Below are 15,475 nucleotides of genomic sequence, written 5' to 3' on the forward strand. Positions count from 1 at the left end.
TTGAGTTCGGCGTAGCTCAGCCGTTCTTCCCCGTAGATGATCGCCAACGCGTCCGGGCTGCGCTGCGCTTGCGCTTCGAACAACTGGTGGATGCAATGATCCGCCAAGCATGACGGGGCCTTCGCATTGCGTGTCCCAAGCAGCAGTTCCCGCTCGGCCTTGGGTACGATGTTCAACGCGCGTACCGGTGTGTCGGGCGCATGCTCCAACGCTTCCACCAGGCTCTCCAGCGCGCACCGCATATATCCGCAGATCTGCTCGGGACGCCATGGACTGATCACCTGCGCAGTCACGCCCAAGGCGTCGCCATAGTCTTCGACCGCCAGGATCAACGGATAGTTGGTCCGCTCTTCGTTGCCGAGCCATTCCATCCCCAGGCTCTGGTCAACAATCGAGGTTTCGTCGAAATCCCGGTTATGCCGGTAATTGAGCAAAGCACTGAACAACGGCGCAGGTGCGGCAACGCTGCTGCAGCGTTGCGCCAGTGAAAGCGAAGCGTGTTCGTGCTGCAACAACTCCGCGAGGCGGCGATGCGCGATCTGCACGCTCGCCTCCACCGTGGTCTCATCCAGGTCCAGGCGCAACGGCAGCGTGTTGATGAACAGACCCATCGCCTGATCGGCACCGGACCCTGCATGCATACGTCCGAACAGCACGGTTCCGAATACGGCGGTGTCCTGCCCGCTGCTACGCGCCACTACTTGCCCCCAGGCCAGATGACACAAGCTCGCCAGGCTTACGCCACGACGCCGTGCCTGCGCGCGCAAGCGCTCGTTGAGGCGGGCGGGCAGACGCTCGTGCCGTTCCTCCACCTGTTCGCCGCCGCGGTGGACTTCGCTCAGGCCAAAGGGCAGGCAGGGCTCCTCGATATCACGCAATTGCGCTTGGAAGTATTGCTCGTGTTCGGCCTCGCTCACTCCCAGGCGTGCCTGCGCAATCAAGTTCCGGAACGGCTGGGCCGGCGCCAACTGTGCGCCCTGGCCACACAGGATCGCGTGCACCTCCCGGTACAGAATCTCCAGCGTCGAATGGTCGCCGGCCAGGTGATGCAGACGCTGCACCATGTGCCAACGGCCGTCGCTGGAATCCTGTGCAATGTCGTGAAGCAGCAGCGGCGCCTGGCTCAGGTCGATGGAGTGATGACGCGGATCCACACACGAGCGCAACTGCTCCGCAATCGATCCTGCCGACGGATCCAGTTCCCAGCTAGTCACCGGTACGCCGGCATGCCGCCATACCACCTGTGCGGGCATCGATAGTCCCTTCCACACAATGGCCGTGCGCAAGATGTCATGCCGCTCCACTACCTGCTGCAATGCCTCCACAAAGCGATCCAAACTAGGGCGATCGGCAAAGGCCAGTTGTCCGACCAACAGATACGGGTCGCCTTCTTTGGACAACAGGTGATGAAACAGAATCCCATCCTGCAGCGGCGAGAGCGCATAGATATCCTGGATGTTGCCGATGCCTCCCGGTACCTGCGCCACGATCCGATCGATGTCGGACTGGGTCAGGTCGATCAACGGCAACATCGCTGGAGTGATCGCTGCGCTATCGAACAGGATCCGGTTAGGTGGCACGACCACCTCGCGGGAGTGACCTAAGGCCGCCGCCAGGTCACACAGCCTTGGTGTGGCGAACAAGGCGCGCACGTCGAATGCCAGGCCTAGACGGCGCAACCGTTCCATATGCTGCACGGCCAGCAACGAATGTCCGCCCAAGGTAAAGAAGTTGTCGTACCGGCCGACCTGTTCCACGCCCAACAACTCTTGCCAGATTTGCGCGAGGGTCTGCTCCATGTCGCCTTGCGGCGATTCATACCTTTCACGCGCATACGCCTCCTCATCGGGTGGCGGCAATGCCTGGCGGTCCAGCTTGCCATTCGGTGTGAGCGGCAACGCCTCCATCGGCACAAACGCCGACGGCAACATGTAATCCGGCAAACGCTGATCCAAGTGTGCGCGTAGCCCAGAGATCGGGTCGTCGACGACAGCACGCTCATGCAACACTACATACGCCACCAGCCTTTGCTCGTTCGCGCGTCCCTCCCTCGCAATCACCGCTGCCTCGCGGACGTCATCGAGTTCCAGCAGCCGGGCTTCGATCTCGCCCGGCTCGATGCGGAAGCCGCGGATCTTCACCTGGCTGTCGTTGCGGCCCAGATATATGAGGTTCCCATCCGGCAGGTACTTCGCCAGATCCCCCGTCCGATACATCCGCGCATCCGCCTTGTCGCTGAACGGATCGCGCAGGAATCGATCCGCCGTCAACTCCTCGCGATTCCAGTAGCCACGTGCCACGCCAGCACCGCCGATGTACAGCTCGCCCACAGCGCCTAATGGCACCGGCTGCTGCCGTGCGTCCAACAGATAGATCCGTGTATTGGCTATAGGGCGGCCGATGGATGGCACGGCATCATCTCGCCCTACACGCCCGGACGTCGCCACTACTGTGGTCTCGGTGGGTCCGTAGTTGTTGATGACGCGCACATGCGGCGGCAGGGACCGCGATAGCGCATTCAGGCGATCGCCACCCACCAGCAATTGCTGCAAGCCGGAAGGCAGCGCAGCTTCCATCGCCAACTGCGCCAATGGCGTCACCAGGAAAGCATGGTCGATCGTCTGCTCGCGCCACCATTGCAGCAAGCTCTCCGGATCGCGTGTCATTGTCGACGGAGGCAGCAGCAAGGTCGTGCCGGCGCTCAACGCCGGCCAGACTTCCCACGTACTTGCATCAAACCCTACCCCGGCAGTCGCGGTGCTGCGATGTCCCAAGCCCAAGCCAAACTGCTCGACATGCCAACTCACCAGGTTCACCAGGGAGCGATGCTCAACCATCACCCCCTTAGGGTTCCCCGTAGAACCGGAGGTATAAATCACATAGGCCAGATGACGCGAGTTCAGCGCTCGCACCCGCGGATTGCCTGACATTTGCGCCGGCCATCCCGCGGCATCATCCAGCGCCAGGTTCTGGCAGGTGACGAACGCACCCTCGCCGATTGCATCCTTGCCTGCGTTATCCAGCAGCAATAGCTTCGGCTCGGCATCCGTCAAAATCTGCCGCAGGCGTTCGCCAGGGTGAGCCGGATCCAGCGGCACATAGGCGCCGCCCGCTTTAAGTATCCCCAACCAGCCGGCCACCATCCCGATGCTGCGCTGCGCGCAAATCGCCACCCGCTCGTCGGGTTTCACGCCCTCCTGAATCAGCCGATACGCTATGGCGTTCGCACGCCGGTTGAGCTGGGCATAGCTGAACTGCTCTTCGCCAACGATCAACGCCACCGCTTCCGGGTCACGCGCCACCTGCTCTTCGAACAACTGGTGGACGCATTTCTCCTGCGGATAGGGTTGCTCCGTCGCATTCCACGCATCCAGCAACCAACAACGCTCCTCCTCCAACAACAGCTGCACATCCTTCAGAAGTGCCTTGATGTCATCGCAAGCATGGGCCAGAAACTGCAGCAAGCGATCCGCGTGTCGCTCCACGGTCGCTTCATCGAACACCGCGCGGTTGAAGCGAAGCTCCAGATCCACCGACGCTTGCCGGCCAAACTGCGTGTACAGAAACGACAAGCCGCCTTCCGGGCCGCTTATCCATTGCACATGCGCCGGCTCGCCAGCCAATTCGACGCCGCGTTTCAAAAACAAGGTATTGACGCTGATCTCGGCATGCCGTGCATCCAGGCTGTGCTTGCGCACCATCTCGCCAAACGGATAGCGGCCGTGCTGCAGCACTTGGCGGAAAGCCTCGCAGACCTTCGCGATGCCATCGGACAACGTGTCCTGCGCCAAATCTAACGATAGCCCCAGTGGCAGGGCCTTGGCGAATTGCCCCGGAATATCCAGCGCTTCGCGGGTGCGGTTGAGAAAAGCCACACCCAGCGCCAGCTCGCCCTCGCCACTGACTCGTGCCAGGTAGAGCGCGGTCAAGGCGGTCAGGCACTCCGCCGGGGAAACTGACGCGCTGTCAGCTACCTGGTGCAAAACCTCCTGCAACAGTGGCGGCAGCGTGCGGAACACGGAGGTGACTTGATGGGCAACATCGGTAGCATGCGGGCGATCTGCCAACACTCCAACCAGCGGCACGGCTGGCAGCTTGGCACAGGACGCCTGCCAGAACAGTCCATCCTCCGCATACCGGGGCGAGTCAAGGTAGGCCTGTTCGGATTTCAGCGTGTCCAGATAGAAGCGATCCATCTCGAACCCATGCGAGGGATCTTTCTCCAGCAAGGCATAATTCTTGGCCAGGCGTTCGTAGTAACGCACCACCGACCAGCCGTCATACACGATGTGATGCATGCGAAGCGCCACAAGTATGCTGTCGGGCCAGTGGAAGATAGCTATCGTCCCTGCCGTGTCAGCCGGGTTTTCCATCAGCTCCCGATGCCACTGAAGGACACGTTGGCGCTGTGCGTCTTCGCCGATGGCTTCCTGGCTGAGCTTGTGCACCACCCTGGTCATCGGCGTAAACGACTGATGCTGCAACCCCAGGTCGGTCCACTCCAACCAGCATGACTGATGCTGGGTAATCAGCCCACGCGCGGCCGCTTCCAGCCGATCATGATCCACGCACGGCGAGCATCGCATCACCGCTATCGCCTGATACGAGCTTCCTCGCGGCGCAGCCTGCTTGCCTATCCATACCGCTTCCTGCGCCGGCGATAGCGGATACCAGGCGCCAGTGCCGGCGACAGGGCGATGCAGCAAGCGACCCAGCACCGCGTGATTCCCTGATGTTTCGATCGACGCCACGCTTGCTCGCCAGGTCGCCTCCAGGCAAGTCTCCGGTGCCCTCAGCGCCTGCAACAGGAACAACTGATACAGCGATAGCACCGCCTCCACTGTCGCTGCCTCGAACAGCTCTGCGTTGTACTCCACCTCCGCCTGCAAGCTGTCCGCATCCTGCTGGAAGACGACCGCCACATCCGCGCATAGTCCATTCGCCTTGAGGGAATCAGGATGCTCGACCGTTTGCTGCTGCAGCCGGCAAAAAACCTGGAATATCGGATCATGCGAGGCGCTTCGCGGCGGATTCACGGCTGCCACGATATCGGCAAACGGCAGCTCGCCGTGTTGCTGGCCCCATTGCAAAGCCTCGACACCTTCTTGCCAGTGGCTCAGCACTGACACAGCCCCTCGCACGCGATGGGGCAAAGCAATGATGTTGAAGGACGGGTCAGTCTTCGTCTCAGCACCAGGCTGCTGGTGACTTTCCACCGTCGTGCCGACCACTACATCGCGACTACGCGCAAGTTGGCCAAACACCATCGCCAGGCTGGTTTCCAGCAAAGTAAACACCGTCAACTGGTGCAACGCCGTCACCTGCTGGATATCACGCACCAGGCCCGCAGGGTAGGTCACCTGGATACGGCCGACTCGATCGCCTTTCACCGCCGTACGCGGGTGGTCGAACGGTAGGTTCAGGCATGCCGGTTGGCCGCCCAGCTGTTCACGCCACGCATGGCGTAACCGAATAAGGTATTCGCTCATAATCCCCCCTAGCAGGGATTAAATGGTTAGGTCGCGCGAAAAACGGGCACAACGCAGCCCTCGCAGCTTTCAGCGATCAGGAAATACAGCTGCGCTGACACTCAGCGCTTCGGTTTGGCAAGTGAGCCGCCATCACGCACGAATGAGCAGACCGGTAAGGACCGCAATCCGCGCTGGGCGACCGTCAGCAACAGCTACCCAGGTGACGCATGATTCATTGCGCAATCTCCTTGCAAAGGCGCACGCTCAGATCCGGCCGGCCGACTCGAACTCTCACTGGTACGGGCCGACTCCGCTTGCGCTGCATTCGCATTCGTGGTGCATCAGTTATGACCCTTGGCACACTCACCGGCGCCCGCAACGGCGCCTTTTTGGGGCGCAAACAAACCGTCACAGCCTCCCATCAGCCGTGAACAGAACACCTACGCGATTGACACCGCAAAAAAGGACGATCGCCGACAGGCAGCTAACGTCATCCACTTGACCTGCTTACACGGGCCAGGACGCACATCGACCCGCGTCTTGCCGTAACGCCGCACGCGTGCGTATCCGGGCGTGCGGTATCACCCTACAAACACCTACAACTCACCTAGCCGAAGACCTACAATTATGCTGCGATGTAGCAATTCGTCGATGAAGGCTTCGTCAACAGCGGCCGCGTGCCTGCCGCCTTGAGAAACAAGACACAAAAGCGGGAACGTTTCTTGCGAAAACTTGCAAAGATGATGATTGCGCGATGCGCTCAGCGATCGTCCCGCGTCCAGATCAAGCCCTGTTCTTCTTTCACCGGAAAGCGGTAAATCGGCTCGTACGCCGGCGGACAAGTCGGCTCCCCCGTGCGCAAGTCGAACCGCGCGCCATGGCGCGGGCATTCCACTTCGTGGCCAATGATCTCGCCACCCGCCAGCTCGCCGCCGTCGTGAGTGCAGATATCCTCGACCGCGTAAAGGTCGCCGTCGATGTTGAAGACGGCGATGGCAGTGTCGCCATCCCAAACCACTTTGAATTCGCCAGGCAACAGCTCCGAACGCGTGCCGACCTCGATCCAGGTCTCGCTCATGCCGTCAACTCCTTCACCATCAACTCAAACTTGAGATCGTCGCGGCGCGGAATGCCGTAGCGTTCCTCACCATACGGGAAAGGCGAATATTCGCCGGTGCGGCGATAGCCCCGCCGTTCGTACCAGGCCATCAGGTCGCTGCGCGCGTCGATCACCTTCATGTGCATCGCCTTGCATTGCCAGGCTTGCCGCGCATAGCGTTCGGCTTCGGAAAGCATCAGGCGGCCCAGCCCACCGCCCTGGCGCGGCGGATGAACGGCGAACATGCCGAAGTACGCCGCATCGCCGTGTCGCTCGACATGGCAGCAGGCAAGCAATTGACGGTCGATCGACGCCAGCAGCACGGCGCTGTCCGGCGCGGCCAGCACCTGGGCCACGTCATCCGGATCCGTGCGCTGCCCATCGAGCAGATCGGCTTCGGTGGTCCAGCCCAGGCGGCTGGATGCACCGCGATAGGCGGATTGAACCAGGGCGACGATGGCGCCGATATCGGCTTCGGCAGCCTTGCGGAACACGGGAGCGATAACGGCATTCATCCACCCATGATAATCCGCGCCGCGATCCGGCCAAAGCCATCCGCCCGGCTATGGCATGAGCGGGGCTCCGGGATGACCGTGATGGAAGCTCATGCCCGGCCGATAGGCGTGAAAACGGCACAAGTCGAAACGGCGCGCGAAGATCCGGCGGCCATCCGACAGCTCCGTGCGCAGGTCGCGCAGGCAGCTGTCGTTGTCATGGAACTGCAGCATGAGGGCAAGCTGATGATCGAACCAGGACTCGTGCATGGGCGCCCTGAAATCGACCTCGATCCAGCGATCGCTGCCGGCGGGCGCCATCGCAAAGGTATCGATACGGCTGTGCGTATCATTGATCACTTCGATGGTCCGGACCGAATCGGCCAGTACAACGCAGGGAAAACACGCAAGACATAGTGCGGCTAAATGGGAACGCATGGGCTACTCCTTTTGCGAGGCGCAGCAGGTCCCTGGCCGGCATGCGAAACATGCGGCCGGCTGGAGGTCTGCGAGGGATAGCGGACTACGCATAGGTAGATGCAACCGGCGAGTAAAGCGTTGCAACGCATCTGCCTGCAACCGTTCGGCGGCTGAGCGTATCTCTATACTCGTACCTGTTCACTTATGGGGAATAGACGATGGACAAAACCGATCTCGTTCCGATTGTGCTTTTCCTTTGCGTCACGCTGGGCATCAGCTATATCGTGAGGCTGCTGGTCAGCGCCCGCCTGCGCATCAGAATGCTGCAAGCCTGCAGTTCGAAGGAGCTGGTGGAATCCGTCGTGCAGGCCGACGCTCATCGCGAGCGGATGAATGCCTTGCGCTGGGGCATTCTTACCTGCATGGAAGCCATCGGCTTCGGCGTTATCCAAGCCATGGGCTGGAACGAGATCAACCCAGGCGTGGTAGCGATGCTGCTGGGCGCGTTCGGGTTTGGCTCGCTGCTGTTCTTCATGCTGGCGCGACGCTTCGGCTGATCGGCGCCGCAACGCATGAGTCATCCGGACAGCCCGTTGGTCAAAGCCGTCCTGGCGAACGCGCCTGGGGCGTTCGAACGGCTGGTGCGTGAGCATCAGGCGCTGTGCTGGCATATCATCTACCGCATGGTCCGTCACCCCGAAGACGCACGCGAGCTGTGCCAGGAAACGTTCCTGCTCGTGCATCGGCGCTTGCGGCAGTTTCGCCATGAAAGCGCGCTCAAGTCCTGGATCGGCCGCATCGCCTATACCGTCGCGCTGCGACACATGGAGCGCAAGCGCATTGCCTTATTCGACCCAGGCCAGGATGAGGACGCCTCCAGTCCGATCGATAAGCTTAGCGATGGCTTCGACCTGGAAACCGCCTACGCCGACAGCGAAATCGCCGCGCGGCTGCATCAGGTCATCGAAACCCTGCCCCCGCTGCAACGCACCCTGCTCACGCTTTACCATCTGGACGAGCTGTCCATCGATGAGATTGCCGTTATCACCGGCCTGGCAAGCGGAACGATCAAGAGCCATCTGTTTCGCACGCGGCTTCGCTTGCGCGAACAGCTGGAAGTTTTTTATGGAGTGGCTCCATGACCCACGAAACACCTGGCGACAATCCCGTGGAACGCGAATGGATGCTGCAGGAACAGGCCGCCAAGGCCGAGCGGCTGGGTCTGGATGCGCACGATGAGGCGAAACTCCAGAGCTATCGGGCGGTGGTCCGCGTGTTGCGGCAGCCGCTGGACCGGGACTTGCCGCTCGACTTTGCCAGTCAGGTTGCCAGGGAGGTTCGTCGCCAAGCCGCTGACGATATGCGGCTGGAGCTGTATCTGAGCTGGGTGTTGCTCAGTGTGCTGGTGCTCGCGCTGCTCGGCCTGGTCGCGCGTTACAGCGGCCTGGTGCTGAGCTGGTTTTCGAATCCGTGGCTGATGGCCTTGGCGGCCTGTTTCGCACTACCGGTCCTGCTCGGCAAGCTGCCCGGCTTCCATCGTCGGCCGGGATGAACATCCCGGCTATGCAAGTTACATGAGCAGCTTGCGCACCTTCAGCAACGCGGCAATAAACGCATCCACTTCCTCGCGCGTGTTGTAGAACGCAAGCGATGCGCGCAGGGTGGCCGGCACGCCATAGAACTGCATCAGCGGATGGGCGCAGTGGTGGCCCGAGCGCACCGCAACACCCTCCAGGTCCAGCAGAGTCGCCATATCGGTGGCCTGCGCGCCTTCAAGCAGGAAGGAGATCACCGGCTCCTTGTCCTTGGCTTCGCCAAAGATGCGCAGGCCGGGAATCTCGCGCAGTCGTTGCGTGGCGTAGCTCAGGAGTTCCGATTCCCATGCTCGGACCGCTTCGAACCCCAAGGACCGGTAGTAGTCGATCGCCGCGCCCACGCCGGCAAAACCCGCGATGTTCGGCGTGCCCGCCTCGAACTTGTGCGGCGGATCGGCAAAGGTGGTGCCATCAAAGCGCACCTCGCGGATCATTTCGCCGCCGCCGAAGAATGGCGGCATGGCCTCTAAATGCTCGCGCTTGGCCCAAAGCGCACCGGTGCCAGTCGGAGCAAGCATCTTGTGGCCGGTGAGCGCATAGAAATCACAGCCCAGCGCCTGCACGTCCACCGGACGGTGCGGTAGCGCCTGTGAACCATCCACCGCCAGCGGGATGCCGCGCTTACGGCATTCGCGCGCGATTTCGCGGATCGGGTTCACCGTGCCCAGCACGTTGGAGACATGCGCGACGCAGGCCAGCTTTACTTCCGGCGTGAGCAGCTCGAAGAACTTTTCCAGGATCAGCTCACCGCTCTGATCGATCGGCGCCGGCTTTACCGTTGCACCGGTACGCGCGGCGACGAGCTGCCACGGCACGATGTTGGCATGGTGCTCCATCACCGTGGTGACAATCGCATCGCCAGGTTTGAGCCGAGGCAATGCGTAGCTGTAGGCCACCAGGTTCATCGACTGGGTGGTGCCGGAGGTAAGCACCAGCTCATTGCGCGAACCGGCATGGATGAACGCCGCCAATTGGTCACGCGCATTCTCGTAGGCGGCCGTCGCCTCCTCCCCCAGCTGATGGACCGCACGCGCCACGTTCGCGTTGTGCTCGCGGTAGTGGCGGTCTACCGCTTCGATCACCTGCCGCGGCTTCTGGCTGGTATTGGCGTTGTCCAGATACACCAGCGGCTTGCCGTGCACCTGACGCGCCAGCAGCGGGAAGTCCGCGCGCACGCGTTGTACATCGAAGTCGACGGGGGGATGGCTGGGCTTGACGTTCATGGGAGCCATCAGGGCAGATGCGCGAGCAGGGTGTCGGAAAAATGATCGCGCAAGGTTTCGTTGGGCAGCGCTACGAACACCGCTCGGCAGAATGCCGCGGTAAGCAGTGCGCGTGCCTCCGCCTGGGGCAAACCACGCGAGCGCAGGTAGAACAGCGCGCGCTCGTCGAGCTGGCCGACGGTGGCGCCGTGCGCGGCCTTCACTTCATCGGCGTAGATTTCCAGTTCCGGCTTGGTGTCGATCTCGGCCAGTGGCGACAGCAGCAGGTTCTTGTTGTTGAGGCTGGCGTCGCTGCCGTCCGCGCCTTGCGCCACTACGATCGCGCCGCGGAAGACGCCTCGCGAACGCTCATCGGCGACGCCGCGCCAGATGGATTCGGAGGCCGTATCGAGCGCCTGATGATGGATCGAAAGCTGCGTATCGGCATGCTGGCGCCCCCGCAATACGAAGACACCGCGCGTATCGAAACGCGCCCCGTCACCGTGCAGTTCGGCGTGGAGATCATGCCGCGTCAGCGCAGCGCCCAGCTCCAATACGTGCAGCATGGCTTGCGCCTTTGCGCCCAGGCGGACGCTGCCACGACGGATCAACGTGCTTTCGTCGCCAGCGTTCTGCAACAGCGTGTGCTGCAGCTTGGCTCCGTCGCGCGCGACGATCTCGCTGACCAGAGTACCAAGGTGCTGGTGCCGCGCCGTGGCCAGATGGTGCTCGACCAGATCGAGTTCGGCGCCCTCGCCCAGTTCGATCACGTTGCGCAGGTGCCAGGCAACGTCGCCTTGTGCCGGCACTCCTGCAAAGCATAGATGGATGGGCTTGCCGATACGCGCGCCCGGCGCGACGCGCAGCACCACGCCGTCGCCGGCAAGTGCCGCGTTGAGCCGTGCGAAAGCATCGCCGGCTTCCCGATAGTGACGGCTGAGGGCGAAACGCAGCGGCTCGGGATCGTTCGCCAGCACCTGGGAAAGCGGCTGCAGCGATAGGCCCGGCGGTAGCGATTCGAGCCTGGAGAGGTCGGCGCGGAACACGCCGTTGACGAACACCAGACGCGGACCGTCGATGCCGGGCAAGGTCAGCGCGTATGGATCGACTGGATGCGTGGCAGCAGCCGCGTCACCCAACGCGAAGCGCCGCTGTCCCAGCGCGCGCAGCGCAGTGTACTTCCACGCTTCCGCTCGCGTATCCGGCAAGCCAGCCGCAATGAAAGCCTCAAGGTTTTCACGCCGCGCCGCGTCCAGCCACGCCAGCCCGCTACCCGGCAAACGCAGCTCACCAGCTTCGCGCAACGCATCAAGGAAAGGCATGGGTGCCGGCGACCGACTCATGCACGCGCCTCATTGGCCAGGGCCGGATCGCGCTCGGCGACCCAGGCATAACCATGCTCTTCCAGCTTCAGCGCCAGGGTCTTGTCGCCGCTTTCAACAATGCGGCCATCGGCCAGCACGTGCACGAAATCCGGCTCGATGTAGTCGAGCAGGCGCTGGTAGTGGGTGATCACCAGGAACGCGCGGTCCGGCGAACGCAGCGCGTTCACACCTTGTGCCACCTGCTTGAGCGCGTCGATGTCCAGGCCCGAATCGGTTTCGTCGAGCATCGCCAGCTTCGGCTCCAGCACGGCCATCTGGAAGATCTCATTGCGTTTCTTTTCGCCGCCGGAGAAGCCTTCGTTGACGGCGCGATGCAGCAGCTCGTCGGAGATCTGCATGATCTTCAGCTTCTCGCGCACGAGCTTGAGGAACTGCATGGAGTCCAGTTCGGCTTCGCCGCGCTGCTTGCGCTGCGCGTTGAGCGCCGCGCGCAGGAAGTAGGTATTGTTCACGCCGGGGATTTCCACCGGGTACTGGAAGGCCAGGAACACGCCGGCCGCGGCGCGCTCTTCCGGCTCCAGCGCCAGCAGATCGCGCCCTTCGAACATGACGGAGCCGGCGGTGACTTCGTAGCCCTCGCGACCGGACAGGACATTACCCAGCGTCGACTTGCCTGCGCCGTTCGGGCCCATGATGGCGTGCACCTCGCCGGGGTTCACCGTAAGCGTGAGACCTTTGAGGATTTCCTTGCCCTCGACGCGGGCGTGCAGGTTTTCGATCTTCAGCATGGCTACAAAGTCATTCAAGGTTGATGGGGGACCACGGCGGGATGAGCCGCCAGATCGGCGCAACTTGCGGTATCGCGCTCGCCATAGGCATCACCGCGTAAAAATTCGCACAAGCGGGCCACGCGCTCAAACTCCAGGCCAGCTTGATAAAGGCTATGCGCCATCGGATAGGCGGTACCTGCGGTTCCTTGCGCCCGCTCCTTATCGGCAAGCGCAAAGCGCGCGGCGACATCGGCATCCCGATAGGCGAGCCAGCTGCGCTGCGCCTGGCGAAGCTTGGCGGTTGTGTCCGGAAAGGCGGCCCACTTCTTGAGTGCGGCCTGATAGGTGGCGTTGAGCTGACGATCGGCATCTTTCAGCGCCGCGGCAGCGCACTCGTCCATATCGCGCTGCGTGTTGGCCTTGGCGCAATAGTGGTCGACGATCCCATGATCGGACATGGGCTGATCGGCGTGCACAGCGAAAGCCGCTCCAAGCATTAGCAGAGCAAGCAAGGCCTTCTTCACGGCGCGACTCCTTCCGTAGCGAGAGCACATCTCAACCCACCGCGCCTTCCAGCGAGATCTCCAGCAACTTCTTCGCCTCCACCGCAAATTCCATCGGCAGCTCGCGGAACACCTGCTTGCAGAAGCCGTCCACGATCATCGACACCGCATCCTCTTCGCCGATGCCACGCGCCCGGCAGTAGAACAGCTGGTCGTCGGAGATCTTCGAGGTGGTGGCTTCGTGCTCGACGATGGCGGTCGGATTCTTCACTTCCATGTACGGGAAGGTATGCGCGCCGCACTTCTTGCCGATCAACAACGAGTCGCACTGCGTGTAGTTGCGGGCACCTTCGGCGCCCTTTTCCACTTTCACCAGGCCGCGGTAGCTGTTGGAACTCTTGCCGGCGCTGATGCCCTTGGACACGATCTTCGAGCGGGTACCCTTGCCGATGTGGATCATCTTGGTGCCGGTGTCGGCCTGCTGGCGGTGGTGCGTCAGCGCCACCGAATAGAACTCGCCGACCGAGCGGTCGCCGCGCAGCACGCAGCTGGGGTATTTCCAGGTGATCGCCGAACCGGTTTCCACCTGCGTCCAGGAGATCTTCGCATCGTCGCCGCGGCAATCGCCGCGCTTGGTGACGAAATTGTAGATGCCGCCCCGGCCTTGCTCGTCGCCCGGGTACCAGTTCTGCACGGTGGAATACTTGATCTGCGCCTTTTCCAGCGCGACCAGTTCCACCACTGCGGCATGCAGCTGATTCTCGTCGCGCATCGGTGCGGTACAGCCTTCCAGGTAGGAAACGTAAGCACCGTCTTCGGCGATGATCAGCGTGCGCTCGAACTGGCCGGTGTGGCCGGCGTTGATGCGGAAGTAGGTGGACAGCTCCATTGGGCAGCGCACACCCTTGGGGATGAACACGAAGGAGCCGTCGGAGAACACCGCCGAATTGAGCGCGGCGAAATAGTTGTCGCCGGTCGGCACCACGCTGCCGAGGTATTTCTGCACCAGCTCAGCATGTTCGCGGATGGCTTCGCTCATCGAGCAGAAGATCACGCCGGCTTCGGCCAGCTCCTTGCGGAAGGTGGTGCCCACGGAAACGGAGTCGAACACCGCGTCCACCGCCACGCCGGCGAGCTTGGCGCGCTCGTGCAGCGGCACGCCCAGCTTGTCGTAGGCCTCCAGCAGCTTCGGATCGACCTCGTCCAGCGATTTGGGCTTGTTCTTCGGCGAGGCGTAGTAGCTGATCGCCTGGAAATCGATCGGCGCGATGTTGAGCTTGGCCCAGTTCGGCATCGGCATGGTCAGCCAGTGGCGATACGCCTTCAGGCGCCACTCGGTCATCCATTCCGGCTCGCCTTTCAGCGCCGAAAGCTGCCGCACGGTGTCTTCGGACAAGCCTGGCGGCAGGCTGTGCGTTTCGATGTCGGTGACGAAGCCGGCTTCGTAGCGACGGCCGAGCGCGGCGGCGACTTCAGCATTGTCGCGCAGCACGACGGGGCTATCGTTCTCGATGGTCATGGTGCTGTCCTGCCTTTCAATTCGGTAAGCGGCACGCTGGCAGCGGCCGGCGGCGCAACGGGGCGCAGCATGTCGGCCAGGCTCATCGTGCGCAGCGCGTTGTCGAGTACATGGTTGATGCGCTGCCAGCTGCCTCGCACGCCGCACTGGGCTTCGCGCTCGCACTGGCCTTCGCTGAGCGTGCATTCGGTCATGCCGAGCGGGCCTTCGATCGCCTCCACGATGGCGGCCAGGCTGATCTGCTGCGCCGGCCGCGCCAGGCGGTAGCCACCGTTCACCCCACGGAAGGAATCCACCAGCCCGGCATGGCCCAGCGACTTCAGCAGTTTGCTGACGGTGGGCAATTCCAGATGCGCCTCTTCGGCGATCTGGGCGGTGCTGAGGACGTCGCCAGGGTGCGCGGCGATGCAAGTCATCACCACGGTGGCGTAGTCCGTCAGTCGGCTGACACGAAACATGGGGAAAGAGGGCTGCCGCTTAATTAGTACTGAAATGGTACTGATTCAGCCCGGTACGGTCAAATGGCAGGCCATCGGCTGCCGGCAGCATTGCCCCATCACGGTGCAAATAATGCACCAGATATGGCACGCCAGCAGTCGCTCCCAGCACTGCTCCGCCCAGGAATGGCGCTGCCAAGCGGAACGTCAAGCCATCCTCGTCCTTGGCACGCAATCTGCTGTACCGCAACAAATACAAGCTTCGGAGCCGCAACGCATGAAATGGGTTACCGCGATCATCAAGCCCTTCACCCTGGACGACGTGCGCGAGGCGCTGGGCGAAGCCGGCGTGCAGGGCATGACGGTTACCGAGGTCAAGGGCTTCGGCCGGCAGCGCGGGCATACCGAGCTGTACCGCGGCGCCGAGTACGTCGTGGACTTCCTGCCCAAGCTGAAGATCGAGCTAGCGGTGGCCGACGACCAGGTCGAGCTGGCGGTCGAAGCCATCGTCCGCGCCGCGCGCACCGGCAAGGTGGGCGACGGCAAGATTTTCGTGAGCGAGCTGGAACAGGTGATCCGCATTCGCACGCAGGAAGTGGACGCGGATGCGCTTTGACATGCATAGACGGGGCAATGGGGA

Annotated in this window: 14 protein-coding genes; 4 read left to right on the forward strand and 10 right to left on the reverse strand. The window is 62.5% G+C overall.

The annotated features are described in order from the left end of the window. The 4 genes from QQJ96_RS16320 to QQJ96_RS16335 form a co-directional block, all read right to left on the reverse strand. On the reverse strand, positions 1-5,489 hold a 5,489-nt coding region (locus QQJ96_RS16320), incomplete at its 3' end, for a non-ribosomal peptide synthetase (protein WP_284333086.1). A 742-nt stretch (positions 5,490-6,231) separates the two neighbouring features. Continuing rightward, complete coding sequence (locus QQJ96_RS16325; protein ID WP_284333087.1) at positions 6,232-6,549, reverse strand: non-heme iron oxygenase ferredoxin subunit; 318 nt, start codon at positions 6,547-6,549, stop codon at positions 6,232-6,234. Next, positions 6,546-7,085, reverse strand: coding sequence for a GNAT family N-acetyltransferase (locus QQJ96_RS16330; RefSeq protein ID WP_284333088.1), 540 nt, complete (start codon positions 7,083-7,085; stop codon positions 6,546-6,548). The genes QQJ96_RS16325 and QQJ96_RS16330 overlap by 4 nt, the downstream gene beginning before the upstream one ends. Positions 7,086-7,133: 48 nt before the next feature. Next, on the reverse strand, positions 7,134-7,502 hold the full coding sequence (locus tag QQJ96_RS16335; protein WP_284333089.1) for a hypothetical protein: 369 nt from the start codon (positions 7,500-7,502) through the stop codon (positions 7,134-7,136). Between the two features lie 200 nt (positions 7,503-7,702). On the opposite strand from QQJ96_RS16335, the gene QQJ96_RS16340 reads away from it, so the two are divergent. Genes QQJ96_RS16340 through QQJ96_RS16350 form a run of 3 tightly spaced genes read left to right on the forward strand, consistent with a single transcriptional unit; the run spans position 7,703 to position 9,036 of the window. Then, positions 7,703-8,041, forward strand: coding sequence for a hypothetical protein (locus QQJ96_RS16340; protein ID WP_284333090.1), 339 nt, complete (start codon positions 7,703-7,705; stop codon positions 8,039-8,041). 15 nt (positions 8,042-8,056) lie between these two features. Further along, positions 8,057-8,626, forward strand: coding sequence for an RNA polymerase sigma factor (locus QQJ96_RS16345; protein WP_284333091.1), 570 nt, complete (start codon positions 8,057-8,059; stop codon positions 8,624-8,626). Further along, on the forward strand, positions 8,623-9,036 hold the full coding sequence (locus tag QQJ96_RS16350) for a hypothetical protein (RefSeq protein WP_284333092.1): 414 nt from the start codon (positions 8,623-8,625) through the stop codon (positions 9,034-9,036). The genes QQJ96_RS16345 and QQJ96_RS16350 overlap by 4 nt, the downstream gene beginning before the upstream one ends. 18 nt (positions 9,037-9,054) lie before the next feature. On the opposite strand, the gene QQJ96_RS16355 is transcribed toward QQJ96_RS16350, so the two are convergent. Genes QQJ96_RS16355 through QQJ96_RS16380 form a run of 6 tightly spaced genes read right to left on the reverse strand, consistent with a single transcriptional unit; the run spans position 9,055 to position 14,856 of the window. Next, positions 9,055-10,302, reverse strand: coding sequence for a cysteine desulfurase (locus QQJ96_RS16355; RefSeq protein WP_284333093.1), 1,248 nt, complete (start codon positions 10,300-10,302; stop codon positions 9,055-9,057). Positions 10,303-10,310: 8 nt separating this feature from the next. Next, positions 10,311-11,624 carry a Fe-S cluster assembly protein SufD gene (gene sufD / locus QQJ96_RS16360; RefSeq protein WP_284333094.1) on the reverse strand — a complete coding sequence of 438 codons (1,314 nt, stop codon included), beginning with the start codon at positions 11,622-11,624 and terminating at the stop codon, positions 10,311-10,313. Beyond that, positions 11,621-12,394, reverse strand: coding sequence for a Fe-S cluster assembly ATPase SufC (sufC, locus tag QQJ96_RS16365; protein WP_284333095.1), 774 nt, complete (start codon positions 12,392-12,394; stop codon positions 11,621-11,623). Before sufC ends, sufD begins: the two co-directional genes overlap by 4 nt. 14 nt (positions 12,395-12,408) lie before the next feature. Then, a complete protein-coding gene (locus tag QQJ96_RS16370; protein ID WP_284333096.1) occupies positions 12,409-12,900 on the reverse strand; it encodes a lysozyme inhibitor LprI family protein in 492 nt (163 codons plus the stop codon). 31 nt (positions 12,901-12,931) lie between these two features. Further along, positions 12,932-14,398, reverse strand: a complete 1,467-nt coding sequence (sufB, locus tag QQJ96_RS16375; protein ID WP_284333097.1) for a Fe-S cluster assembly protein SufB — start codon at positions 14,396-14,398, stop codon at positions 12,932-12,934. After that, positions 14,395-14,856, reverse strand: coding sequence for an SUF system Fe-S cluster assembly regulator (locus QQJ96_RS16380; RefSeq protein WP_284333098.1), 462 nt, complete (start codon positions 14,854-14,856; stop codon positions 14,395-14,397). Before QQJ96_RS16380 ends, sufB begins: the two co-directional genes overlap by 4 nt. 256 nt (positions 14,857-15,112) lie before the next feature. Between QQJ96_RS16380 and QQJ96_RS16385 the strand changes: the two genes are divergently transcribed. Next, a complete protein-coding gene (locus tag QQJ96_RS16385; protein ID WP_284333099.1) occupies positions 15,113-15,451 on the forward strand; it encodes a P-II family nitrogen regulator in 339 nt (112 codons plus the stop codon). Positions 15,452-15,475 lie beyond the last annotated feature (24 nt).

The sequence above is a fragment of the Dyella flagellata genome (assembly GCF_030160275.1).
Classification (GTDB): domain Bacteria; phylum Pseudomonadota; class Gammaproteobacteria; order Xanthomonadales; family Rhodanobacteraceae; genus Dyella_B; species Dyella_B flagellata.

Excerpts from the sequence above, each read along its gene's own strand:
- QQJ96_RS16350 (WP_284333092.1), top strand. The coding sequence starts at position 8,623 with ATGACCCACGAAACACCTGGCGACAATCCCGTGGAACGCGAATGGATG.
- QQJ96_RS16335 (WP_284333089.1), bottom strand. The coding sequence starts at position 7,502 with ATGCGTTCCCATTTAGCCGCACTATGTCTTGCGTGTTTTCCCTGCGTT.
- QQJ96_RS16355 (WP_284333093.1), bottom strand. The coding sequence starts at position 10,302 with ATGAACGTCAAGCCCAGCCATCCCCCCGTCGACTTCGATGTACAACGC.
- QQJ96_RS16380 (WP_284333098.1), bottom strand. The coding sequence starts at position 14,856 with ATGTTTCGTGTCAGCCGACTGACGGACTACGCCACCGTGGTGATGACT.
- sufC (WP_284333095.1), bottom strand. The coding sequence starts at position 12,394 with ATGCTGAAGATCGAAAACCTGCACGCCCGCGTCGAGGGCAAGGAAATC.
- sufB (WP_284333097.1), bottom strand. The coding sequence starts at position 14,398 with ATGACCATCGAGAACGATAGCCCCGTCGTGCTGCGCGACAATGCTGAA.
- QQJ96_RS16330 (WP_284333088.1), bottom strand. The coding sequence starts at position 7,085 with ATGAATGCCGTTATCGCTCCCGTGTTCCGCAAGGCTGCCGAAGCCGAT.
- sufD (WP_284333094.1), bottom strand. The coding sequence starts at position 11,624 with ATGAGTCGGTCGCCGGCACCCATGCCTTTCCTTGATGCGTTGCGCGAA.
- QQJ96_RS16345 (WP_284333091.1), top strand. The coding sequence starts at position 8,057 with ATGAGTCATCCGGACAGCCCGTTGGTCAAAGCCGTCCTGGCGAACGCG.
- QQJ96_RS16385 (WP_284333099.1), top strand. The coding sequence starts at position 15,113 with ATGAAATGGGTTACCGCGATCATCAAGCCCTTCACCCTGGACGACGTG.
- QQJ96_RS16325 (WP_284333087.1), bottom strand. The coding sequence starts at position 6,549 with ATGAGCGAGACCTGGATCGAGGTCGGCACGCGTTCGGAGCTGTTGCCT.
- QQJ96_RS16340 (WP_284333090.1), top strand. The coding sequence starts at position 7,703 with ATGGACAAAACCGATCTCGTTCCGATTGTGCTTTTCCTTTGCGTCACG.